The organism is Cobetia sp. MMG027 (assembly GCF_027947415.1).
Taxonomy (GTDB): domain Bacteria; phylum Pseudomonadota; class Gammaproteobacteria; order Pseudomonadales; family Halomonadaceae; genus Cobetia; species Cobetia marina.
In genome coordinates this window covers 63,378-86,443 of sequence record NZ_JAQJIO010000003.1, presented here as the reverse complement: position 1 = coordinate 86,443, position 23,066 = coordinate 63,378, and the positions used below count along the sequence as shown (strand labels likewise).

Sequence of the window (23,066 nt, the reverse complement as noted above, 5' to 3'; positions counted from 1 at the left end):
GCCCGCTGCACACTGCTTCGACAGAGCACAGAAGACATGACAGGCACACAGTATGCCACGAGCAGAATAGCGTCTTTCAGAGGGTTTTCGCGCTCCCGGTCAAATTCTCGAGCCGCGGTGCATCCACCTTCACGCCGGCGACGTAAGACTCAATGACCCGGCAACGAGACCTGACTGGCCGGGTGGATATCTGCATCGAACCTTGCTCAACAACCAGAAAAAACGGGCTCGCCCGAAAGGAAACCATCATGACCATGAAGAAGACCGTGACTGCCGCCACCTTTGCCGCTGCTGCCGCTGCACTGTTCTCCACCGCCGCCCTGACCTCCATGTCCGTGCAGGCGGCTGACAACGCCGTGAAGTGCTCCGGCATCAACTCCTGCAAGGGCACCTCCGAGTGCGCCACCGCCACCAGCGCCTGCAAGGGCCACAATGCCTGCAAGGGTCAGGGCTGGTCTTACACCGCAAGTGCCGAATCCTGTGTCGGCGCTGGCGGCGAAGTCATCTCCGGCAAGAGCTGAGCACTCGAGATGAGGGCACCGTCACCCAGGTAACGGTGTCGCCAGGAGTCCCTGGACGCAACGGGAGGACAGCATGCCGTCCTCCCGTTGTTGCATCAGGTCTACACTGCCAATGCAGGCACTGCCTGCCATGCCATGCCATGGAAAAGGAGTCACTCATGACGACAGCTTCCCGGAGTCACCAGCCTGCCACTGCCACCTCGGGTGCCGGTCAAGGGCTTGGGCTACGTCCTGAGTACTACCACGAGATTCTGACGACGCTGCCGGATATCGATTGGTTCGAGGCCATCAGCGAGAACTACATGGGCCCCGGATTCATCGACTCCGACGGCGTCAGTGCCGGCGGCAAGCCGCTACACTTCCTTGAGCGAGTCCGCGAGCACTACCCCATCGCCCTGCATGGCGTCTCGCTATCCATCGGTGGCAGCAATCCCATCGACACCCGCTATCTGCGCGAGCTGCGCGCACTGTGTGAGCGCATCGAACCGATGTGGGTCTCCGATCACCTGTGCTGGACCCGCACCGGCGCGCATCAATTCCATGACCTGCTGCCTCTGCCCTATACCGAGGCCACCATCACGCACCTGGCCGAGCGCATCGACCAGGTCCAGAACGCGCTCGGGCGCCAGCTATTGCTGGAAAACGTCTCCAGCTACCTGACCTGGCAGCCCGACGAGATGAGCGAATGGGAGTTTCTGGCCGAGGTCAGCCGCCGTGCCGATTGCCTGATCCTGCTCGACCTGAACAACGTCATCGTCTCCAGCCACAATCATGACTTCGATCCGCTGGCCTATCTGGATGCCATGCCGGCGGAGCGTGTCTGGCAGCACCATCTCGCCGGGCACATCAGGCAGGACGTGTCTGGCGGTGAGCTGTGCATCGACACCCACGACCAACCCGTCCCGGATGCCGTGTGGTCGCTGCATGACGCCGCACGCGAGCGCTTCGGCGATGTTGCCACCATGATCGAGCGCGATGACAACTTCCCGCCATGGTCGGAGCTGATGGAAGAATATGCCGAGCTGCGTCGCCGCAGTGGTCGCCCGCTGGCCGACGATCAACCGACCCGGACTGTCGCGGCGGCAATGAATGGGGGGCTGCACGCATGACGCATGCATCGACCACAGCGACGACAGCATCACAGTTCGATCGCCGCGCCTTGACCCAGCTTCAGGACGCCACCGCCGCCTATCTGGCCGCGCCGTCACCCGACACCCGCAGCATCGCGGCACAGGCTGTCATCAGTGATGAGCTGGCCAGTGCCGAGGAGCGCCTTGGCATCTATGCCACGGCTTACCGCCTGCGCCTGTTCGATGTCTTCGGCGGTGATTTCGAGGCCGTGCACACCTTGATTGGCGATGATGCCTTCGGCTTGCTGTGTCGCGAGTACCTCAATGCCCATCCGCCGAGCCACTACTCGATCCGCTGGGCAGGCCAGCACTTTCCGGCCTTCGTGGCCGCGCGCGAACCCCGGCGTTCGCTGGTCACCGAGATGGCGGCCTTCGAATGGGCACTGGGGCTGGCACTGGATGCCGAGGAGATCGCGCCGCTCAGCGTCGAGACCCTGCAAGGGCTCGCCCCGCAAGACTGGCCGACGCTGAGACTGGCAGCCCATCCGTCACTGCATCACTTCGCCTTTCATTTCGATACGCCGGCCATCTGGAAATCCATCGACAATGACGAGCCGCCACGTGCGCCGGTCGAGAGCGACATCCCCACGCCATGGATCGTCTGGCGTCAGCCCACCGAGGGCGCACCCGAGGTGCACTATCGCTCTCTCGAGCCATTGGAAGCGCTGGTGCTCAACGCCATTCTCTCTGCCGGTGATGACGGCCTGAGCTTCGCCTCACTGGGAGAGTTGCTGGCCCCCGAAGTCGGCGCCGAGGCAGCGCCGGGCGCCGCCATCAACCTGCTGGTGCAATGGATACCGGCCGGCATGCTGATACGTCCCGAAGACACCGGACGAGCCAGCCGCCATACCTCAGACCGTATTGCCTGAGGCGGCGCCCCCTCCTGCAACAGACCGGACATGACAGCCAGCCAGGAAAGCCGGACAATACACGCCGATCACCCCCTTGGTGATCGGCTTTCGTCTTCCTGCTGCCGTGATGCCCATGCCCCCTTCTTCCCATGATCTGCCCTCTTCTCCCGATGGCCTGCCCTGCGACGCGTCAGTGACGTCTCGACCACTCGTGTCGGCGCCCCTCGATGCTGACCCGGCTCACGAGGCCGAGCCCATCTTGCCACTCGACATCCTGTTTCAGGATGACGTGCTGGTGGTGGTGCAGAAGCCTTCTGGCCTGCTGGTGCATCGCAGCCCCATCGACAAGCATGAGACGGAATTTCTGCTGCAGCGCCTGCGTGACCAGATCGGCATGCACGTCTTCCCGGTGCATCGTCTCGATCGCCCGACCTCCGGTCTGATGGTCTTCGGCCTCTCACCGGAAGCCGCCCGCAAGCTGAGCGCCGCCTTCGAGGAACAGCAGGTCAGCAAACGCTATCTGGCCGTGGTGCGTGGCGTCGCTCCCGAACAGGAGCGCCTGGACTACGGCCTGCGCAAGGAAGAGGGTCGCCTGCCCAAGGCCCAGATGCCGGAGCAGGAAGCCATCACCGACATCCGCCGACTGGCGCAGGTCGAGCTGCCCGTCGCGATCGACCGCTACCCCCAGTCACGCTTCTCGCTGGTGGAGGCACGCCCCTTGACCGGCCGTCGACACCAGATTCGTCGGCACCTGTCGCGCCGTGGCTATCCCATCATCGGAGATGCCAGGCACGGCAAGGGCAACTACAATCGTTACTTCGCCTCGACCCTGGAATGTCCGCGTCTGCTGCTGGCGGCGGTCGGACTGGAACTGCCGCACCCCGAGGGTGGCTGGTTGCGTCTTTCATGCCCACCGGATGGCGCCTACGCTGCCCTGCTGGCGCGCTTTGGCTGGCTGGGGCATCTGCCGGAGCGCCATGCCATCCACCAGGCCGAACGCCCCGAAAGCGACCTGGCTGGCCGGCCCACAGACGACTTGCCCGAATGACGACCGGGCACCCGCGAACACGCTTCGCCATCTGCATTCAACGTCCCTGGAAAGCATGAGCTGCGCATGACCACTACCCCTGACGACATTCCGCTGAATGAGCCAGCGGCCCACACGGCCTCTCTCTCGGACGCCGCGCCCTCTGCCAGCGAACGCATGCTGGCGGATTTCTTCGCCACCGACGCCGAGGCACCGGCGGAGGACGATTACGACTTCCGTTTCGGCGGCATTCGTCGTCTCTATGGCGCCAGCGCCTTCGCCCACTTCCGTCACGCGCATGTCGCGGTGGTCGGGGTCGGCGGGGTCGGCAGCTGGAGCGCCGAGGCGCTGGCACGCTCCGGCATCGGCGAGATGACGCTGATCGACCTCGACGACGTCTGCGTCTCCAACGTCAATCGTCAGCTGCATGCGCTGGATGGCCAGATCGGCCGCCCCAAGGTCGAGGTGCTGGCCGAGCGCTGCCAGTTGATCGCGCCACAGATGAAGATTCACGCCATCTCGGCCTTCGTCACCCCGGACAACCTGGCCGAGCTGATCCACGATGAGCTGGATCACGTCATCGATGCCATCGACAGCGTACCCGCCAAGACGGCGCTGATCGCCTGGTGCAAGCGTCGCAAGCTGGGGCTGACCGTGACGGGCGGTGCCGGTGGCCAGCTCGACCCGACACGCATCCAGATCGCGGATCTTGCCCGTACCGAGCAGGACCCTCTGCTGGCGCGCGTTCGCTCCCTGCTGCGCCGCGACTACCATTTCAGTCGCAATCTCAAGCGCCGTTTCGATGTCGAGTGCGTCTACTCCGACGAGCAGCTGACCTACCCCGGTGCCGATGGCGAGGTCTGCGCCACCAAACCCGGCGACAGCGCCACGCGTCTGGATTGCGCCGGCGGCTTCGGCGCCGCCACCTTCGTCACCGGCAGCTTCGGCTTCACCGCCAGTGCACGCGCCCTGGCGCGCATCGCACGCCGCGGTGCCAAGGCCACGCCGGCCAACGCTCTCAATCCCGCGCCCGACGCCTGATCGCGCCGGGCGACCGCGCCAACTGTCTTGCCCATCAAGGAAATCATCATGTCAGAGCTGCCTCCCATGCCGCCGCTGCCCGAGAATCGCCCAGTGCCGGGGCTCTACCGCCACTACAAGGGCGCGCAATACGAGGTGATCGGCACCAGTCGTCATAGCGAGACGGAAGAGCTGCTGGTGGTCTACCGCGCCCTCTACGGCGAATGTGGCCTGTGGGTGCGCCCATTGAGCATGTTCATGGAGAATGTCGAGATCCAGGGCGAGCCAGTGCCGCGTTTCGCGCTGGTCACGCAATGGTCCTGCTGAGCCTCGCCGGTCGGTGGCGCCCATAAGCTGACCGACCGGACAGGTGCATGCCGCCTCTCAGGCTCGGTGCTATACTGCGCCGCTTGTTTTTCCAGACATACGCATTGAGGTGGGACTGGCCATCACGGCCCGGCCACCTCGACCACGCCCACACAGCGGGCCGTCCAGCATGCGCTGGCGGTGGCTGTGAGCTGGTTCATACCACGTCAAGAGCGGAGGAAGCATGAGCGCACTGGTTGGTGTCATCATGGGATCAAAATCGGATTGGGCGACCATGTGCCATACGGTCGAGACCCTGGAAGCCCTGGGGATCGAACACGAGGTCAAGGTCGTCTCTGCCCATCGCACGCCTGACCTGCTGTTCGATTATGCCGACACCGCCGCGGAGCGTGGTCTCGAGGTCATCATCGCCGGAGCCGGTGGCGCCGCCCACCTGCCGGGCATGTGTGCCGCCAAGACCTGGCTGCCGGTGCTGGGCGTGCCGGTGCAGTCCAGCATGCTGTCTGGCGTCGACTCTCTGCTCTCCATCGTGCAGATGCCCGCCGGCATCCCCACCGGCACCCTGGCCATCGGTCGTGCCGGTGCCGTGAATGCGGCGCTGCTGGCTGCCAGCCAGCTGGCCAACAAGTATCCGGCCATCCGCACGGCGCTCATCAACTTCCGCGCCGAGCAGACCGACCGCGTGCTGGACAATCCGGACCCGCGTCCCGATGCTCCCAGCCTGTCGCATGGAGGCCAGTGAATCATGAGCGAGCCGATCCGCTTCGGTATCGTCGGTGGTGGTCAGCTGGGTCGCATGCTGGCTCAGGCTGGCGCCGCCCTCAATGCCCGCTTCACCTTTCTTGATCCCGCCGACTCGCCGTGTGGCCGCGTGCATGGCCATCATCTGCGCGCCGACTGGCAGGATGACGCCGCTCTGACACAGCTGGTGGCGGCCTCCGATGCCATCACCTTCGAGTTCGAGAACGTGCCCGCCGACGCCGTCGAGCGCCTGGCGGCAGAGCGTCCGACCTATCCCCCGGCCGGCGCGCTGGATACCGCACGGGATCGCTGGAACGAGAAGTCGCTGTTCATGCGTCTGGGCATCGAGGTGCCGCCGCTGGCGCTGGTCGACAGCCAGGCCGATCTGGAAAGCGCGGTGGCCACCATCGGCCTGCCTGCCGTCCTCAAGACACGTACGCTGGGCTACGACGGCAAGGGTCAGAAGGTGCTGCGCGAGATGGCGGACGTGGCCGACACCTTCGCCGAACTCGGCAGCGTGCCGCTGATTCTCGAAGGTTTCATCGCCTTCGATCACGAGGTCTCGGTGATCGCGGTACGCGGTCGTGACGGTGAGACACGCGCCTGGCCGCTGTCCCGCAATGAGCACCGCAGCGGCATCCTGCACTGCGCCACACCGCTGGCCGCGCATGACCTGCAGGCCGAGGCCGAAGCGGCTGCCTTCAAGGTGATGCACGAACTCGACTACGTGGGCGTGATGGCCTTCGAGTTCTTCGTGGTCAAGGAAGCGGACGGCAGCGAGCGCCTGCTGGCCAACGAGATCGCCCCGCGCGTGCACAACTCCGGTCACTGGAGCATCGAGGGCGCGGTCACCAGCCAGTTCGAGAACCATCTGCGCGCCGTCGCCGGCCTGCCGCTGGGCGAGACAGCCCTGCTGGCTCCCTGCGCGATGCTCAACATCATCGGGCGCATGCCAGAGCGCGATGCCGTGCTGGCCATTCCCGGTGCTCGCCTGCATGACTACGGCAAGGCACCGCGAGCCGGCCGCAAGATCGGTCACATCACGGTGCTGGCCGCCGACCAGGCCAGTCTCGACGCGCGCATCGCAGCCGTCGAGGCGCTGCTGGTCAATGACCTGGGCAAGTAAGCCGGTTCTGCGCCACTGAAGACAAAACGCCCCCGCTGCCGATGGCAGCGGGGGCGTTTTCGTTCCTGTCACGACCTGGAAAGCCGCGCCTGGAATCAGTCGATCTCGTGATGGATCTGCTTCTGCAGGTAGAGCTCGATACCGACCTTCTCGATCAGACCCAGCTCGGTCTCCAGGTGATCGATATGCTCTTCCTCGTCGTCGAGGATCTTGCGGAACAGATCACGTGAGGTGTAATCGCGGACCTGCTCGGCATAGGCGATCGCTTCTTTCAGATCACCATGAGCCTGGTGCTCCAGCGCCAGATCGCACTCGAGCATTTCCTTGGTGTTCTCGCCGATACGCAGCTTGCCGAGGTCCTGCAGGTTGGGCAGGCCTTCCATGAACAGGATGCGCTCGATCAGGGTGTCCGCATGACGCATCTCTTCGATGGACTCGTCATATTCCCACTTGGCCAGGCGCTTGAGCCCCCAGTCCTTGTACATGCGCGCATGCAGGAAGTACTGATTGATGGCTACCAGCTCGTTGCCCAGTATGGTGTTGAGATGCTCGATGATCTTGGGATCGCCTTTCATGTCGCCATTCCTCTCTTGTCCGGTGCGGTCTCGTTGTCGTCGGCGACCGGCATGCATGCCGGTGTCAGGGGCCGTCGGGGGTGAGGCGTCTCAGGCACTCGCCCCGCTTCGTCAGGTCCGGCAAGTATGGCGCAAAACCATGAATTTTTCGAGACATGACAACAAGTTATCGACTTTTAGGCGCAAATGGGAAAGATTGGTATCCGCGTTGTCATATGCAGACGGACACCGAGGTGAGCCCACAAGCGATGAAAGCCCGGGAGAGGAAAGCACGAGAAAGGAAAGTGCGAGAGAGGAAAGTGCGAGAGAGGATAGCTGGAAAGATGAGCTCTCCCGGCAAGGAGCGGCATGCGAAAACGCCAGAGGCCCGATCATTTGATCGGGCCTCTGGCGCTTGAATGACATGGACTCGTGGCGCTGTGCTGCATCGACAGGGCAATCCAGGCCTGGAGAGGCAAGCTCCCCTGACATCAGACCGCGTAGGCGAGATCGTCAGCCGGCATCATTTCGCGAGCCACGGCTTCACGGGTGATCGTCTTGGCCATGCAGGCACATTTTCCACATTGGGTCGCACACCCGGTCTGCTCGCGGACCTCACGGAAGCTGCGCGCCCCCTGCTCCACGACTTCACGGATCTTGTGGTCTGATACACCCTTGCACAGACAGACGTACATGGCTCACCTCGCTCACTCCAAGTGAGACAAATGTAAATGATTCGCAGAAAGATGCGCAACACCTGACTGCAAAAAATTCTCATTTGCATGCCATATCAACCACTTGCATTACCCCGTCTTCCACCGTCAGCGCCATGAATTGCTGCTGCGGGATGTGAACGTCCGACCAGAGCCGCGTGATGGTTCTCGACCCCGCCGTTATCCCCGCTTTCCTCAACCCGCTGCTCTCAAATCCACTGCTCTCAAATCCACTGCTCTCAAATCCGTTGCATCGATGAAAGCGCCCACCGTATAAAGAAGGGAGTCACCTGCCTAAGGCAGGGGTTGCGATTTGGGACAGGGACGCTAAGATGTATAACGTTTTATTATGCAGACAAGAATCAAGTCGCAACAAAAAATAATGAGCCATCGACATCCAATGGTTCAGGCAGGTCACTCGCCTCCTGCTAGCGTCACTTCGCCAGAACGCTGCCGTTCATGACGATGACCCACACGCAGCAAGGCGACGGCAAATGACTGCCACGACCTGCCAGGCAATCAGGAAAAGCACATGAACAGGACACTGCAAGAGATTCCGTCGACGCCCTCCATCCTGACTCGGCCCATCGGCATGCCGATGATGGGCGACATGATGATGCCGTGACCGGCCCGAATCCGTCTGCTGTCCGTTCGTTTCGCCTACTGCCAAACTGCAAGGAGTCCTGACCCAATGTCCGCATCCATCGCTACCGCCGAACATCACGCCGCCTCCCACCTGCCGCTCAATCTCGACGCCGTTCGCGATGCCGGCAGCTGCTTCGGGGACCATCACCGCCTGCCGCTCAATCCGCTGCTGCGCAATCTCTATCGCGAGGCGCGTCGCGAAGGCCTGGTGGACGAGAGCTGCAACGCACGTGAGTTGATGAGTCACATCGCACTGCCGCACGATCACGTCGTCACCCAGGAAATCTCCGATCGTGTCTGGCGCTACAACGTCGGTTACGCCAACAGTGAAAGCAGTGCCGAACAGGGCGACCTGAATGCTGCACTGGACTCGCTCAACGAGCGTACCCTCGATGAGCCACTGCCGGGCGCGCTGCATCGCCTCACCGAGGCCTGGCTGTACCTGCCCGGCGAGCTGGAAAGTCCGCGTCAGGCCAGCGCCGACGTCCTGTGGCTGGACAAGCAGGGCCGTGCCCGCTATCGCCTGGATCAGGCCCGTCACTGGTTCGCCACCCTGCGTGACGAAGCCGTCGAAGTGGACGACTGGCTGGCATGGCGCCTGACCCACCTGCCGCTGACCAGCGCACCGGTGCTGGACACGGTCAGTGCCTTCACACGCCTGGCCCGCCTCGACCATGACGGTCAGCGCCCCATCGGCCAGCTGCCCTTCGTGCGCTATCGTGATGGCGTGCGCTTCGAGGGCATGGGCAACGCGGTACTCGACCTGCCACGTGAGCTGCCGGAAACCGCGGCACAGGAAGACAGCCTGGTCGTGTCACGCGCCACGGTCGACCGCATCATCACGCGCCTCGATGGTCTGCTGGGCGTCTGATTCACGTCCTGCCCCCCCTGACAGACACAACGCCCCGCCAGTCGATGACTGGCGGGGCGTTGTGTTTTCCGGTATTCGGCATGCCTTTCACGGCGATTCCTGCACGCCGCCCTTGCACGACACCCGCAAGGCGGCGCCTACCGGGCCGTCACTCTCGGCTGGGCCTCGGCACCACCACCACGCGCGTGCCTGAGGCGATGTCGTGCCAGCTGCGGTGTTCAGAGTCCCATAGCTGCCAGAGATACCCCAGTCCACCGCATCCCAGCGAGAGGCCGGCAACCAGAAAACGCAGCAGACACTGAGGCAGTGTCGGTGCGCAGCCTTCCGGCGTCTGCAGCCTGAGCCGCCAGGCCTGCATGCCCAACGTCATGCCACTTCGACTCCAGAAGTAGGCAAAGAAGGCGAACACCGCCACCAGCAGAAGCGAGCGGAACAATGGCGACTGATTGGCCTCTCCGCCATTCGCGGCCACCCCCACGAACCCCAGCACGATCAACAGCGCCACTACCAGAAAGGTGTCATACACCAATCCACCCAGACGCCGCATCAGCCCGGCAGGGCGCACGCCCTGCTGCGCGAAGCAGCGCCGGGCCACCGGGCACCGTGCCCTAGCCACTGCGACGAATCAGCAGCAGGCCGATCACGTAACAGGCGATCGTGGGGGCCAGTACTGCCCAGATGGGCGCGAACCCGAAGACCACCGAGGCCGGCGCCAACAGGTCCTGCAGGTATTTGAACAGCAGACCGACGATGATCCCGTAGAACACGCGCGTCCCGGCTGCCACGGTGCGCAACGGCCCGAACACGAAGGACGCTGCCACCAGCACCAGCGCTGCCAGCGTCAGCGGTTGCAGGATCTTCTGCCAGAAGTACAGCAATGGCTGGTTGGCGGACAGACCCTGCCCCTTCAGATAGCTGGCGTAGCGCCACAGATCAGAGGCGGATTGCTGCTTGGGTTCGGTGATCACCAGCTTGAGCAGGTCCGGCGTCAATCGGGTATCCCACTGGCGTGAGTCCTGCTGCTCGACACGCGTGGAGGCCACCTCGCCGCCTTCACGCTCGAAGACCGTGGTTTCCACCGCCTCCAGCGTCCAATGGTCGTCCTCCCAGACAGCACGCCGGGCGTACATGGCCTGCTTCAGCTCCTGATCATCATCGAATTGATAGCGGGTCACGTTGAGCACCACATCATCACTGCGGATCGAACCGAAGCGATAGAAGTTGTTGCCCTCACGCTGCCAGCCACCGCCTTCGGCATAGACGGCACCCGCCCCCTGCTGCTTCTCGGCGCGCCAGGCATCGGCCTGCATCTCGGTGACAGGCGCCACGTACTCTCCCACGGCCATGGTGATGGCGATCACCAGCCCGAGCGGCTTCATCACGCCCCACAGGATGCGCGTCAAGGAGCGGCCCGCCGCACGCATGATGGTCAGCTCATTGCTGGATGCCATGCTGCCCAGGCCGATCAAGGCCCCCAGCAGCACCCCTACCGGCACGAATTCGTAGAAACGTGACGGTAGCCTCATCAACAGGTAGAGCAAGACCTCAAGGGCACCGTAATCCCCCTCGACATCGCCCAGGTCATTGATATAGGTGATCATCAGATCAAGCCCGAGGATCAGTACCTGTACCACCAGCATGGCCAGCAGCACGTTGCGCGCGATGTAACGGTCGAGACGATCAAGCAGCATCAGCGGCCACCTCCGCGGTTGTCGCGCCAGCTCAGCCAGAGGCCAAGCGCCAGATAGACGCCGTGAATGGGCCACAGGCCGATCGCGGCCGGATACTTGCCGGACGCGACGGCATTCTGAGCCGCGATCAGCAAGCTGAGGTAGGTGATATGCACGAAGATGGCCGGCAGCAGACGCGCGAAGCGGCCCTGGCGCGGATTGACGCGTGCCAGTGGCAGACCGATCAGCATCAGGATCGGCACCATCAACGGCAGGGAGATACGCCATTGCAGCTGGGCCTGGGCTTCGGGCGTCTGCGTGGCCAACAGCTCTCGGGTGGAGACGAGTTCGATGTCATCCTTGAGGCTTGCCTCGCTCTGCCCCTCGCTGACCCGCACCGCATAACGCTCGAAGCCCAGTCGCTGTGAAGCCGACTTGCCCGGCTCCACCGCGTAGCGTGAGCCATCCGCCAGCACCAGATAGCGACTGCCGGTCTCCTCGCTGACGTCCTGGAAGGCGCGCTCGGCGCGCACCACCGACTGACTCGGTTCGCTGTCATCGCGGCGGGTGGCCCCGTCATTGCCACGCTCGGCGATGAAGACGTGCTTCAGTTCGCTATTGTCGTCACTCATGCTCTCGGCATAGACGGTGCGATCGCCGATTTGCTGAAAACGTCCCGCGCCCAGCACCGAGAAGTCGGTCTTCTGCTTCTGAAGCTCCAGCAACATCTCGTTCTTCAGCGCGCCAGCCGGCGTCAGATAGAGGCTGCAGGCCGCCACCAGCGCCGTGATCAGCAGTGCCGGCAGCAAGGTGACGCGCAGCAGACGCTCCGGGCCGACACCACAGGCCACCAGCACGGTGATCTCACTGTTCATGTACAGCTGACCGAAGGCCAGCAGCACGGCCAGGAAGAAGGACAGCGGCAGCAGCAGCTCGAAGAACCCCGGCAGGTGATAGAGCATCAGGCTGCCGAGAATCGAGGCCGGGAAGTCCCCCTCTGCCGCGTCACTGAAATAGCGGATGAATCGGCTGCCCATGATGACAAGCATCAACACCCCGGCCACCGCGGCCATGGTGGTGAGAATCTCGCGTGTCAGGTAGCGGAAGATGATCAAATGAAACTCCTGTTTCCCACTCGCAATCGAGCGTGTTGACCAGAACGATGATAGCCGGTGAAGACACGATACGGGACACATGAAGATGCACCATCCCTCATGCATGCCGAACCGCCTTTGCGTACACTGGGCATCCGGCCTGCGCTTGCGCCTCGGCCCGGTGCGATCGAGTGTCGATGACACTGGGCGTGCCGAGCCCCGCAAGGACATGCTCGAGCATTATCCAGAAAGCATGCAGCCTTGTCGCGGCCATGCCTTGCGACAGGCACATGATCTTCCGCATGATGGACGGCACTGGGAGATGCTTGCCATCAGCGGCCAGTGTCCCCATTCAAAGGTCATGCTCGGTCAGACACCGATGGACGGCAGAGCCTCTTCACATCCGCCCCTGCCGGACCTGGATGCCTGACCCCGGATATCGCGACACGTCCGACCCGCTTCGGTCTGACGCTATCCTCATTTTCGTATCCCTTACTCGCCCGCGTGGAGTTGTCATGGAATTTCCTGTTGTCACTGTCAATCCGGCCCAGTTAGAGACCGCCTGCCTGGTGGTTCCCGTCATTGAAGGCGAACTCGAAGGCGCCGCGGCACGTCTGGACGATGCCAGCGAGAAGCTGATTTCCCAGCTGATCGAACGCGGCGACTTCAAGGCCGAGCTGGGCAACACCCTGCTGCTGCCTTTCGCCCCGGGGCTCGGCGCACAGCGCCTGCTGCTGGCCGGGTTCGGCAAGGCCGAGAAACTCGACGAGAGCCGCTACAAGCGCGGGCTGGACGCCGCCATGGCGGCACTGCTCAAGCTGCCGGTGGAAGACGCCGCCTTCGCGGGAGTCGGCCTCGATATCGAGCTGCGCGACGCCGCATGGAAGGCACGCATGATCGCCGAGAGCGCGCTGCGCAACGCCTACCGTTTCACCGAGATGAAGAGTCAGCCGGGCGAGCCTGCCTCTCTGACCCGTCTGAGCGTGGTAAGTGCCGACAAGAGTCAGCAGGAAGAACTGGAAGCGGGTCTGCGTATTGGCGCGGCCATCGGCGAAGGGGTCAACGAAGCCCGCACCCTGGGCAATCTGCCGGGCAACATCTGCACCCCGACCTATCTGGGCGAGCGTGCCGAGCAACTGGGCAGCACCTCCGAAGGCGCACTGAAGGTGACCGTGCTGGGTGAGGAAGAACTCGAGAAGCTTGGCGCCCTGTCACTGCTCTCGGTCGGCCGTGGCAGTGAAGAGCCGAGCCGTCTGATCGTGATGGAATACCGCGGCGCGGAAGACGAGAACGAGGCACCGCACGTGCTGGTCGGCAAGGGCATCACCTTCGATACCGGTGGCATCTCGCTGAAGCCGGGCGCCGGCATGGACGAGATGAAGTACGACATGGGCGGCGCGGCGAGCGTCTTCGGCACCATGCGCACCGTGCTGGCACTCAAGCCCAAGCTCAACGTGGTCGCCATCGTGGCCAGCGCCGAGAACATGCCGGACGGCCGTGCCACCAAGCCGGGCGACATCATCAAGACCCTGAAGGGCCTGACCGTCGAAGTCCTCAACACCGACGCCGAAGGCCGCCTGGTGCTGTGCGACGCCCTGACGTACGCCGAGCGCTTCGAGCCGGCCAGCGTCGTCGACATCGCCACCCTGACCGGCGCCTGCGTCATCGCGCTGGGCAATCACGCCACCGGCCTGATCTCCAACGATGATGACCTGGCGCTGGATCTGCTGGATGCCGGGGAAGAAGCCTGGGACCGCGCATGGCACATGCCGCTGTGGGACGAGTATCAGGCACAGCTGGATTCCAACTTCGCCGACATCGCCAACATCGGTGGCCGTGAAGCCGGCATGATCACCGCAGGTTGCTTCCTGTCCCGCTTCGCGGACACCTTCCCGTGGGCGCACCTGGACATCGCCGGCACCGCCTGGCAGTCCGGCAAGCAGAAAGGTGCCAGCGGCCGCCCGGTGGGCCTGCTGACCCAGTATCTGCTGGATCGCGAAGCGGAACTCAATGCCGCCCAGGAAGAGACGCTCTGAGGCTTCGCATGCTCTCGATGGCGTGCTAGCGTTGAGACACGCGGGTCGGCACGCCACTCGGCACCGCTGACCCCAGAGGTCCTATAAAAATGATTCGACCCCCGGCGTTTCGCGCCGGGGGTCTCGCTGCTACGGAGACACCCACGTGACCAAAGGCTTCGACGTCCGCGCGTCCACGCAACCGGCGGATGCTGCCATTCGCGACACCATCCTGGCCAATCCCGGCTTCGGCCGTCACTTCAGCGACCACATGGCACACGTCCGCTGGACCGCCGATGGCGGCTGGCACGGCCATGAAGTCCGCCCCTATGGCCCGCTGAGCCTCGACCCCGCCGCCTCGGTACTGCACTACGCCCAGGAAATCTTCGAAGGCATCAAGGCCTATCGTCATGAAGACGGCTCGGTGTGGACCTTCCGCCCCGAAAAGAACGCGGCACGCTTCCGCAACTCCGCCCGCCGCCTGGCACTGCCGGAGCTCTCCGACGAGGACTTCGTCGGCTCGCTCAAGGCCCTGCTCGCCCAGGACAGCGCCTGGGTACCGACCCCCGCCAGCGCCAGCGATGAGTGCAGCCTCTACCTGCGCCCGTTCATGATCGCCAGCGAAGCCTTCCTCGGTGTGCGTCCGTCGCGTGAAGTCGATTACTACGTGATCGCCTCGCCGGTGGCCGCCTACTTCAAGGGTGGCATCAAGCCCGTCTCCATCTGGCTGTCCTCGCATTACAACCGTGCGGCGGCCGGTGGCACCGGTTTTGCCAAGTGTGGCGGCAACTATGCCGGTTCCCTGGCGGCCCAGAGCGAAGCTACCGCCAATGGCTGCGATCAGGTCGTCTTCCTGGATGCCGCCGAGAACAAGTGGGTCGAGGAACTGGGTGGCATGAACCTGTTCTTCGTCTTCAAGGATGGTCGTCTGGTCACGCCGCGTCTGACCGGCACCATTCTGGAAGGTGTCACCCGTGACTCCATCCTGACCATGGCGGGTGATCTCGGCCTGACGCCGGAAGAGCGCCCGGTCAGCATCGACGAGTGGCGCGAAGGTATCGCCTCCGGTGAGATCACCGAGGTGTTCGCCTGCGGTACCGCCGCCGTCATCACCCCGGTGGGCGAGCTGGTCAGCGAAGACGCGCGTCTGGATCTGACCGCCAATGCCGGCGACGTGGCCATGCGTCTGCGTCGCCAGCTGCTGGACCTGCAATATGGTCGCGCCGAAGACACGCGTGGCTGGATGACCCGCCTGGCGTAAGCCCTGTGGCCCATGCCAGACGACAACATGAAGGCCCGCCTCGCAAGAGGCGGGCCTTCATGTTTGCAGACGCGAAGATATCGCGCTTTCCGATGCGTACCGAGTCCCTCCTGCATCGAAGCCACGTGGCGAGTGCGGTATCCTGAGCGCTCGCGAACTCTTGCCACGAGCGGTGCCCATGACCCAGATCGACTTCTACATCCTGCCCGATACCACGCTGGAAGCCCGGCTGGAATTCGCCTGCCGTCTGGCCGAGACCATCCATGCCAAGGGGTTCCGCCTGCACGTGCATGTCGAGGATGAGGCGATGGCGCGTCAGTTCGATGAGCACCTGTGGCAGTTCCGCCCCGAGAGCTTCGTACCCCATGCGCTGGATATCGATCTGGATCTCGCGGCGCGCGAGGCAGAACACGCCGATGACGTGCCACGTCCGCCCGTGACCATCGGTTGGCAGGACGCGCCGGCACCGGGCATCGAGGCACTGCTCAATCTGCACCCCGAGATCCCCGAGTGGTTCTCGCGTTTCGAGCGCGTCGCCGAGATCATCAACCAGCATCAGGATGTGCTGGTCACCAAGCGCGAATGCTGGCGTACCTACAAGTCACGTGGCTATGCGGTGCGTTCGCATCAGCTCAAGGGCGTGAGCTGACGCCGCAGGTACCGGTGGCGCTGTCAGCCGACTCAGCGCTCGCGTTCCTCGTCTTGCTCCCGAGCCTCGAGAAACTCGCGAAAACGCACGATCAGCCACTCGATCCAGTGCTCGACGTCCTGCATGCCGGGGGGACTCTCCCCCACCGCAAAGAATTCCGGCGGCAGGCCATCGGCTTCCGCGCCCGTTCGCTCGCCGATACGCACAGCCCACAACGGCGCCTCACGCGGCAGACGCTGGATCTCGCTGAACAGCGACGCCACGCTCATGTCGGCGACGTCTCCGAAGATCACCATGCAGGGACTGACATCGCGCACCAGGCGCAAGGCCTGAGCCGCGCTGCTGGCAGTGATGATGTCCAGATTGGCGACATGGCTGCCGATCACTTCCAGGCGCAGTCTGTCCTCCGCGCGCGTGCTGATCACCAGCCAGCGACACGCCACTGGCAGCGCCTGATCTGCCGACCATGCCGCCTTCACGACCCGTTCATGGGCACTGACATCCGCCAACGGCAGCCATACCCGGAAACAGGCCCCCTCGCCCAGTACGCTCTGCGCGGTGATCTCCCCCTGCATCCGCCGCGCCAGCTCACGCGACAGCGCAAGCCCGAGGCCCGTGCCCTCGATTCCCGAATCCTCACGGCCCAGACGCGAGAAAGGCTGGAACAGCTGAGCCGCCTGATTCGGGTCAAACCCGAAGCCACCATCCTCGACATCCACCCAGGCCATCTCCTGGCCGTGGGAGTCGATACCGCGCCCAAGAGCGAGACGTATCCAGCCGCCCGCGCGGTTGTACTTGATGGCATTCCCCATCAGGTTGCCGAGAATCTGGTCCAGACGACGGCGATCGGCATTCAGCCACAGCGACGCCTCTTCCAGCGCCAGTGACAGCGTCAGTTCCGCCTGGTCCAACCGCGGCTGGTACTGACTGACGAGGCGAATCAGGTGCTGGCCGATCGACAGAGGCTGGCAATCGAGGGGCAGTTCTCCCGCCTCCAGGCTCGACATCTGCAGCACGTCCTCGATCAGCGCCGAGAGCTGGCTTGCCGCGTGGCCCGCTTCATCCACATAGCGACGCTGTTCGCGCGTCAGGGACGATTCGTCCGCCAGCAGGTCAGTGAAGCCCAGGATGGCATTGAGGGGCGTGCGGATCTCGTGACTGAAGCTCGAGAAGAACCGCGACTTGGACTGACTTGCCTCGGTGGCACTGTCACGTGCCGCTTCCAGCACCTGCAGCGTCTGCTTGTGACGCTGGATGTCCAGCACCACCCCCGTGGCACGCAGCGGTCGTCCGTCACCATCGCGGCGGGTCACCTGACCTCGCACCTGCATCCACACCCAGCTGCCGTCGGCATGGCGGTAACGCACGTCACGCGCCTCGGCCCAGCTGTCGCCATGCAACACGCGCCAGCGGGATTCCAGCATCCCCGCCAGGTCCTCCGGGTGTGTCATGGCATCGAGATCGGCCAGATGCATGCTGGCCTGGATGGGGAGTCCCATCATCAGGAAGAAGTTCTCGTGGAAGTGGAGATCATCACGCTCGAAGTCATACCGCCAGGTCGCATCACCGGAGGCCGCCATCACCATCTCGACATGCCGGGCATCCTCGGCGCGTTCGAGCTCGATCTGATCACGCCGCAATGCGGCTTCCCGCAGGGCTTCCCCCGCCTGATCAAGCTCTTGCAAGGCAAAACGCTGACGCACCACCGGCTGTCCGCGACCGATGCGCAGCGCCATGTCACTCAAGCGTTCCAGGGCTTCGGAAAGCGTGGTGGCCATGGACTCCGCCCGCCAGCGCATCACCACCAGCAGGACCAGGAAGAAGGCGATCAGGCCGACCAGCATCACGTAACCCAACTGATTGAAACGCGTATTCCAGTGCTGGATGCCGCTTTCCACCTGCTGCGGGTCCACCACGGCCAGCAGCCGCCAGTCCGTCCCCGCCACCGGATACCACGCCACCAGCCGCTCACCGGCGAGCAGCGGTATCTTGCGCATGCCATGGGGAGCATCGTCGATACCATGCAGCAGGCGCACCATCTCCGGCGACTTGCTCTGATCACGTGCCGTTTCCAGGAAGCGGTCATGCGTCAACGGGGTCGGCTCGATCCGCGGAGGGACATGCACCCCGAAATCCTTCTGACCGGCCTCGGGCATGGCCAGTACGCTGTTGCCACTCACCAGCACCAGATAGGCGTTCCAGGGAAGTCGCGTGCTCTCGAGATGCTTCGCCAGCGCATCGAGCGTGACATCGATACCGACGACCCCCTCAAGGAAGTCCCCACGATGCACCGGCATCAGGGTCGAGATCAGCCAGCCTCCCCCGACGGGGTCCTGATAGGCTGGCGTCACGACCGGCTCACGCGTGGGATTGTTGCGATCATCGGCCAGGTAATAGAAGCCGTAGCTGGTGAGATCCACCCCGGGGGTGAAGATGCCGTGGGTGTCGATCCACGGCTTGATACGGAAATAGCCGTCGTAGCTGGAGAACCACGCCTGACGCAGCTCGGGACGGATCTCGAGCATGTCCTGCATGACCGTATCCAGCCGCGACAGCCGTGCCACCTTGCCGTAGTCCTGCAGATAACTGGGGGCCAGCGACGAATAATAGGAGCCGGCTTCCCCGTCATCCTCGGCCACGTAGAGGGTGCCATCCTCACTGAAGACATGACGCGCCATCTCTCGGACACGCTCGCCCGGCGCGATGGGAGCATCCATCTCACGGAGTGCCGAGTGTGCCAGCTGCTGCACTTCCCTGCGCCAATCCTCCACCACCATGCCGGCATGCTCCGCCTCATAACGGCTCAGCTGCTCAAGCTGGGTGCGGATCAGGTCTTCACGGGTCGCTTCCTGCTGCTGCGCGACCAGCCAGTGCAAGCCCAGATAACCGCCCAGCAGCGCCACCTCCATCACCAGCAGTGGCACCAGGGCATGACGCAGCAGTTCATGCCAGACCCAGCGACGGGTCGGACGAGGTGCACCATCCGTGGGGCGAGGCTTGGACATTGCGGCTCCGCGAGCAGTAACAGGAGGGAGACTCCGAGGCGAGGCACCTCGGCGTCAGCAGGTTGCGACAGGATACGGCATCATTGCGTGGATGTTGCCTGCTTTGTGAAACCGTCCCCTTGGCGAGGGCCACAAGAGCCTGCACGCCAAGACCGAATGACGCCTGACATCAGCGGCGCTATAATCGAGCCCATTTTCTGCCTGCGCTGCCCCGCTCACTGAGCCGGCGCGGGACGTCCCGCCCAACCGGATCATTTGCAGACCCATGGACAAGACCTACCAACCGAACGCCATCGAGACGCGCTGGTACGAGCGCTGGGAATCCGAGAATCGCTTTGCGCCGTCAGGCCAGGGCGAGAGCTTCTCACTGGTCATCCCGCCGCCCAACGTCACCGGCTCCCTGCACATGGGCCATGCCTTCCAGGATTCCATCATGGACACCCTGGTGCGCTGGCGTCGCATGCAGGGTCGCAACACCCTGTGGCAGGTAGGCACCGACCACGCCGGCATCGCCACGCAGATGCTGGTGGAGCGCAAGGTCGCCGCCGAAGAAGGCAAGACGCGTCATGATCTGGGTCGCGAAGCCTTCACCGACAAGATCTGGGAGTGGAAGGAAGAGTCCGGCGGCAACATCACGCGTCAGCTGCGTCGCATGGGCACCAGCATCGACTGGAGCCGCGAGCGCTTCACCATGGACGATGGCTTCTACAAGGCCGTGCAGGAAGTCTTCGTGCGCCTGCACAAGGAAGACCTCATCTACCGTGGCAAGCGTCTGGTCAATTGGGACCCGACCCTCCACACCGCGATCTCCGATCTCGAAGTCGAGAACCGTGATCAGCAAGGCAGCTTCTGGCACTTCCGCTATCCGCTCGCCGATGGCGTCAAGACCGCCGATGGCAAGGACTACGTCGTCGTCGCCACCACGCGCCCGGAAACCCTGCTGGGTGACACCGGCGTGGCCGTCAATCCCAAGGATGAGCGCTACGCAAGCCTGGTCGGCAAGTTCATCGAGCTGCCGCTGGTCGGCCGTCGCATCCCCATCGTCGCCGATGAACACGCCGATATGGAAAAGGGCTCCGGTTGCGTCAAGATCACTCCGGCACACGACTTCAATGACTACGAAGTCGGCAAGCGTCAGGGCCATCTGCTGATCAACGTGATGAGCCAGGATGCCACCATCCTGGAGCGCGCCGAGATCTACGACCTGCAGGGACGTCCGCAGCCCCAGGAAGATGCCAGCCTGCCGGCCGCCTACGCTGGCCTGGATCGCTTCGTCGCGCGCGAGAAGCTGGTCGCCGACATGGACGCGCTGGGTCTGCTGGAGCAGGTCGAGACCATCAACAACACCCTGCCCCACGGTGACCGCTCCGGCGACGTCATCGAGCCGCTGCTGACGGACCAGTGGTTCGTGGCCGTCGAGGAGCTGGCACGCCCGGCCATCGAGGCGGTCGAGAACGGCGACATCGAGTTCGTGCCCAAGAACTACGAGAACATGTACTTCGCGTGGATGCGTGACCTGCAGGACTGGTGCATCTCGCGTCAGCTGTGGTGGGGCCACCGCATTCCGGCCTGGTATGACAACGACGGCAACGTCTATGTCGGCCGCAACGAGGAAGAAGTCCGCGCCGAGAACCAGCTGGGTGCCGACGTCGAACTGCGTCAGGACGAAGACGTCCTCGACACCTGGTTCAGCTCTGCGCTGTGGACCTTCGGCACCCTCGGCTGGCCGGCGGACACCGAAGAACTCAAGACCTTCCACTCCACCGACGTGCTGGTCACCGGCTTCGACATCATCTTCTTCTGGGTGGCGCGGATGATCATGTTCACTCTGAAGTTCAAGGGTGAAGTGCCGTTCCGCAAGGTCTACGTGCATGGTCTGGTGCGTGACAGCCTCGGTCAGAAGATGTCCAAGTCCAAGGGCAACGTCCTCGACCCCATCGACCTGATCGACGGCATCGGCCTGGATGAGCTGGTCGAGAAGCGTACCGGCAACATGATGCAGCCCAAGAAGGCCAAGGCGATCGCCAAGGCCACGCGCAACGAGTTCCCGGAGGGCATCGAGCCCCACGGTACCGATGCGCTGCGCTATACCCTGCTGTCACTCGCGTCCACCGGGCGTGACGTGAAGTTCGACATGGGCCGTCTCGATGGCTATCGCAACTTCTGTAACAAGCTGTGGAATGCGGCGCGCTACGTGCTGATGAATGCCGAGGACCAGGATTGCGGCGTCAACGGCGAAGCCGTCGAGCTGTCACTGGCCGATCGCTGGATCATCGCGCGCCTGCAGCAGACCGAGCAGCAGGTCACCCGCGCGCTGGAAGAGTTCCGCTTCGACCACGCCTCCCAGGCGCTCTACGAGTTCATCTGGAACGAGTACTGCGACTGGTATCTGGAGCTCTCCAAGCCGGTATTATGGGACGAGAACGCCAGCGCGGAAGCCAAGCGCGGCACGCGTCGCACCCTGGTGCGCGCGCTCGAGACCATCCTGCGCCTGATCCACCCGATGATGCCGTTCATCTCCGAGGAGATCTGGCAGCGCATCGCGCCTCACGCCGGCAAGCCGGTGGAAGGTGAGAGCATCATGAGCCAGGCGTGGCCGCAGGCCGACGCCGAGCGGATCGATGAGCAGGCCATCCGTGACATCGAGTGGCTCAAGGGCATCATCATCGCGGTGCGCAATATCCGCAACGAGCTGAACCTGTCCCCAGGCAAGCCGCTGGAGGTCTACCTGCAGAACGGTGCCGACGGCGATGCCGAGCGTCTGGAAGCCAATCGTCTGTTCCTGTCCAAGCTGGCCCGTCTGGAAAGCATCACCTTCCTGGCGGCGGGCGATGAAGCGCCGATGTCCGCCATCCAGCGCGTCGGTGAGCTGGAAGTGCTGGTGCCGATGGCAGGCCTGATCGACAAGGATGCCGAGCTCAAGCGCATCGACAAGGAACACGAGAAGCAGCAGAAGGTCATCACCGGTCTCGAGAACAAGCTCGGCAACGAGAAGTTCGTCGGTCGCGCACCGGCCGATGTGGTCGAGAAGGAGCGCGCCAAGCTGGCCGATGCCCAGGCGGAGCTTGCACTGCTGGAAAGTCAGCGCGCCAAGATCGAAGCGCTGTAAGCCACACTCGTCTTGATCGCAGGCAAAAGCCCCCGGCACCGAAAGGTGCCGGGGGCTTTCTTCATTCCGGGCATGTCACGGGAGTCGGCGCAGGTGCTCAATCGTCGCTAGCGCTCAGTCGTCGCTGGCCGCGACAGGCATGAAGGTCGCCAGCAGGTAGCCGGTGTCATCCATCACCCGCAGGCGAGCGCTCTCGCCACTGCCGACGATCTGATAGCGAGCCACCTCCTCCAGCATGCGATTGAAGGCATTGGACTGCTCCGGATTGGGGCACATCTTCATGGTCGAGGCCAGCGGGCCGATCTCCAGGGTCTGGCGAGACTCATCCAGTACCACCGGCCCCATCAGACGATTGCAGCCATTGCTGCCCACCAGGCGCAGGCGGTCATCCTCTTCATCCGCCAGCTGCTCCGGTGTCGGGGCCTGCAACAGGAAATTGGGCGCCTCACCGGTCTCCTCGGTCTTCGAGAAGCTCCAGGGGGTACCGACCAGCGCAGGGCTCGCACTGCCGGCACCGCTCCCGCCGCCCTGCCCGGCGTCCGTCGCGCCTGAGTGACTGACCGCGCAGCCGGCCAGCAGGGAAGTCGCGATCGCCAGCGAAGTGGCAAGTGATAGACGGCGCAAGATGACGCTCATGAAGAGATCCCCCGTGATGAGCCTGCCTCGATGTCAGGCATTGATGAAACGATCGGGCGCGAGCATGCAGACCCGTCGCACAAACCACAAGCCCCTTGATG

General features: G+C 63.8%; 20 protein-coding genes. 13 read left to right on the top strand and 7 right to left on the bottom strand.

From position 1 onward, the window contains the following. Nucleotides 1-248: 248 nt before the first annotated feature. From bufA2 to PJK54_RS04415, 8 genes are all read left to right on the top strand, one after another. Complete coding sequence (gene bufA2, locus PJK54_RS04450; protein ID WP_240499614.1) at nucleotides 249-521, top strand: BufA2 family periplasmic bufferin-type metallophore; 273 nt, start codon at nucleotides 249-251, stop codon at nucleotides 519-521. Nucleotides 522-679: 158 nt separating this feature from the next. Beyond that, nucleotides 680-1,630: an MNIO family bufferin maturase gene (gene bufB / locus PJK54_RS04445; protein ID WP_271302343.1), complete on the top strand. Its 951-nt coding sequence runs from the start codon at nucleotides 680-682 to the stop codon at nucleotides 1,628-1,630. Beyond that, complete coding sequence (locus tag PJK54_RS04440; RefSeq protein WP_167593059.1) at nucleotides 1,627-2,520, top strand: HvfC/BufC N-terminal domain-containing protein; 894 nt, start codon at nucleotides 1,627-1,629, stop codon at nucleotides 2,518-2,520. The genes bufB and PJK54_RS04440 overlap by 4 nt, the downstream gene beginning before the upstream one ends. A 238-nt stretch (nucleotides 2,521-2,758) precedes the next feature. After that, on the top strand, nucleotides 2,759-3,550 hold the full coding sequence (locus PJK54_RS04435) for a pseudouridine synthase (RefSeq protein WP_077379350.1): 792 nt from the start codon (nucleotides 2,759-2,761) through the stop codon (nucleotides 3,548-3,550). A 156-nt stretch (nucleotides 3,551-3,706) separates the two neighbouring features. Continuing rightward, nucleotides 3,707-4,570, top strand: coding sequence for a tRNA cyclic N6-threonylcarbamoyladenosine(37) synthase TcdA (tcdA, locus tag PJK54_RS04430; protein WP_271302435.1), 864 nt, complete (start codon nucleotides 3,707-3,709; stop codon nucleotides 4,568-4,570). A 48-nt stretch (nucleotides 4,571-4,618) separates the two neighbouring features. Then, nucleotides 4,619-4,876: a DUF1653 domain-containing protein gene (locus PJK54_RS04425; protein WP_240499615.1), complete on the top strand. Its 258-nt coding sequence runs from the start codon at nucleotides 4,619-4,621 to the stop codon at nucleotides 4,874-4,876. A 223-nt stretch (nucleotides 4,877-5,099) separates the two neighbouring features. Then, the gene (gene purE, locus PJK54_RS04420; RefSeq protein ID WP_077378762.1) at nucleotides 5,100-5,618 is read left to right on the top strand and encodes a 5-(carboxyamino)imidazole ribonucleotide mutase; all 519 of its coding nucleotides are present in this window, start codon (nucleotides 5,100-5,102) and stop codon (nucleotides 5,616-5,618) included. Between the two features lie 3 nt (nucleotides 5,619-5,621). After that, entirely contained in the window at nucleotides 5,622-6,743 is a 1,122-nt protein-coding gene (locus PJK54_RS04415) for a 5-(carboxyamino)imidazole ribonucleotide synthase (protein ID WP_240704287.1), read from the top strand. 95 nt (nucleotides 6,744-6,838) lie between these two features. On the opposite strand, the gene bfr is transcribed toward PJK54_RS04415, so the two are convergent. Both bfr and PJK54_RS04405 read right to left on the bottom strand, forming a co-directional pair. Then, nucleotides 6,839-7,318, bottom strand: coding sequence for a bacterioferritin (bfr, locus tag PJK54_RS04410; protein WP_077378759.1), 480 nt, complete (start codon nucleotides 7,316-7,318; stop codon nucleotides 6,839-6,841). 470 nt (nucleotides 7,319-7,788) lie between these two features. Continuing rightward, nucleotides 7,789-7,992, bottom strand: a complete 204-nt coding sequence (locus PJK54_RS04405) for a bacterioferritin-associated ferredoxin (RefSeq protein WP_077378756.1) — start codon at nucleotides 7,990-7,992, stop codon at nucleotides 7,789-7,791. A 709-nt stretch (nucleotides 7,993-8,701) separates the two neighbouring features. Here PJK54_RS04405 and PJK54_RS04400 point away from each other — a divergent pair. Continuing rightward, the gene (locus PJK54_RS04400; RefSeq protein WP_077378753.1) at nucleotides 8,702-9,526 is read left to right on the top strand and encodes a hypothetical protein; all 825 of its coding nucleotides are present in this window, start codon (nucleotides 8,702-8,704) and stop codon (nucleotides 9,524-9,526) included. Nucleotides 9,527-9,674: 148 nt separating this feature from the next. Here the strand turns inward: PJK54_RS04400 and PJK54_RS04395 are convergent, their stop codons facing one another. Genes PJK54_RS04395 through lptF form a run of 3 tightly spaced genes read right to left on the bottom strand, consistent with a single transcriptional unit; the run spans nucleotide 9,675 to nucleotide 12,311 of the window. Beyond that, complete coding sequence (locus PJK54_RS04395) at nucleotides 9,675-10,142, bottom strand: RDD family protein (protein ID WP_271302342.1); 468 nt, start codon at nucleotides 10,140-10,142, stop codon at nucleotides 9,675-9,677. Next, a complete protein-coding gene (lptG, locus tag PJK54_RS04390; RefSeq protein ID WP_077378750.1) occupies nucleotides 10,135-11,217 on the bottom strand; it encodes an LPS export ABC transporter permease LptG in 1,083 nt (360 codons plus the stop codon). The genes PJK54_RS04395 and lptG overlap by 8 nt, the downstream gene beginning before the upstream one ends. After that, the gene (lptF, locus tag PJK54_RS04385; protein WP_169477242.1) at nucleotides 11,217-12,311 is read right to left on the bottom strand and encodes an LPS export ABC transporter permease LptF; all 1,095 of its coding nucleotides are present in this window, start codon (nucleotides 12,309-12,311) and stop codon (nucleotides 11,217-11,219) included. The genes lptG and lptF overlap by 1 nt, the downstream gene beginning before the upstream one ends. Before the next feature lie 494 nt (nucleotides 12,312-12,805). Between lptF and PJK54_RS04380 the strand changes: the two genes are divergently transcribed. From PJK54_RS04380 to PJK54_RS04370, 3 genes are all read left to right on the top strand, one after another. Then, nucleotides 12,806-14,326, top strand: a complete 1,521-nt coding sequence (locus PJK54_RS04380; protein ID WP_141392388.1) for a leucyl aminopeptidase — start codon at nucleotides 12,806-12,808, stop codon at nucleotides 14,324-14,326. 145 nt (nucleotides 14,327-14,471) lie between these two features. Then, entirely contained in the window at nucleotides 14,472-15,566 is a 1,095-nt protein-coding gene (locus PJK54_RS04375; protein ID WP_084209423.1) for a branched-chain amino acid aminotransferase, read from the top strand. Between the two features lie 178 nt (nucleotides 15,567-15,744). Continuing rightward, nucleotides 15,745-16,215 (top strand): DNA polymerase III subunit chi, encoded by a 471-nt coding sequence (locus PJK54_RS04370; RefSeq protein ID WP_077378736.1) that lies wholly within the window; start codon nucleotides 15,745-15,747, stop codon nucleotides 16,213-16,215. Nucleotides 16,216-16,247: 32 nt separating this feature from the next. Here the strand turns inward: PJK54_RS04370 and PJK54_RS04365 are convergent, their stop codons facing one another. Continuing rightward, the gene (locus PJK54_RS04365) at nucleotides 16,248-19,220 is read right to left on the bottom strand and encodes an ATP-binding protein (RefSeq protein ID WP_271302341.1); all 2,973 of its coding nucleotides are present in this window, start codon (nucleotides 19,218-19,220) and stop codon (nucleotides 16,248-16,250) included. Nucleotides 19,221-19,485: 265 nt separating this feature from the next. Between PJK54_RS04365 and PJK54_RS04360 the strand changes: the two genes are divergently transcribed. Further along, nucleotides 19,486-22,329 carry a valine--tRNA ligase gene (locus tag PJK54_RS04360; protein ID WP_191236502.1) on the top strand — a complete coding sequence of 948 codons (2,844 nt, stop codon included), beginning with the start codon at nucleotides 19,486-19,488 and terminating at the stop codon, nucleotides 22,327-22,329. A gap of 114 nt (nucleotides 22,330-22,443) precedes the next feature. Here the strand turns inward: PJK54_RS04360 and PJK54_RS04355 are convergent, their stop codons facing one another. Continuing rightward, a complete protein-coding gene (locus PJK54_RS04355) occupies nucleotides 22,444-22,965 on the bottom strand; it encodes an META domain-containing protein (RefSeq protein WP_077378721.1) in 522 nt (173 codons plus the stop codon). Nucleotides 22,966-23,066: the final 101 nt, after the last annotated feature.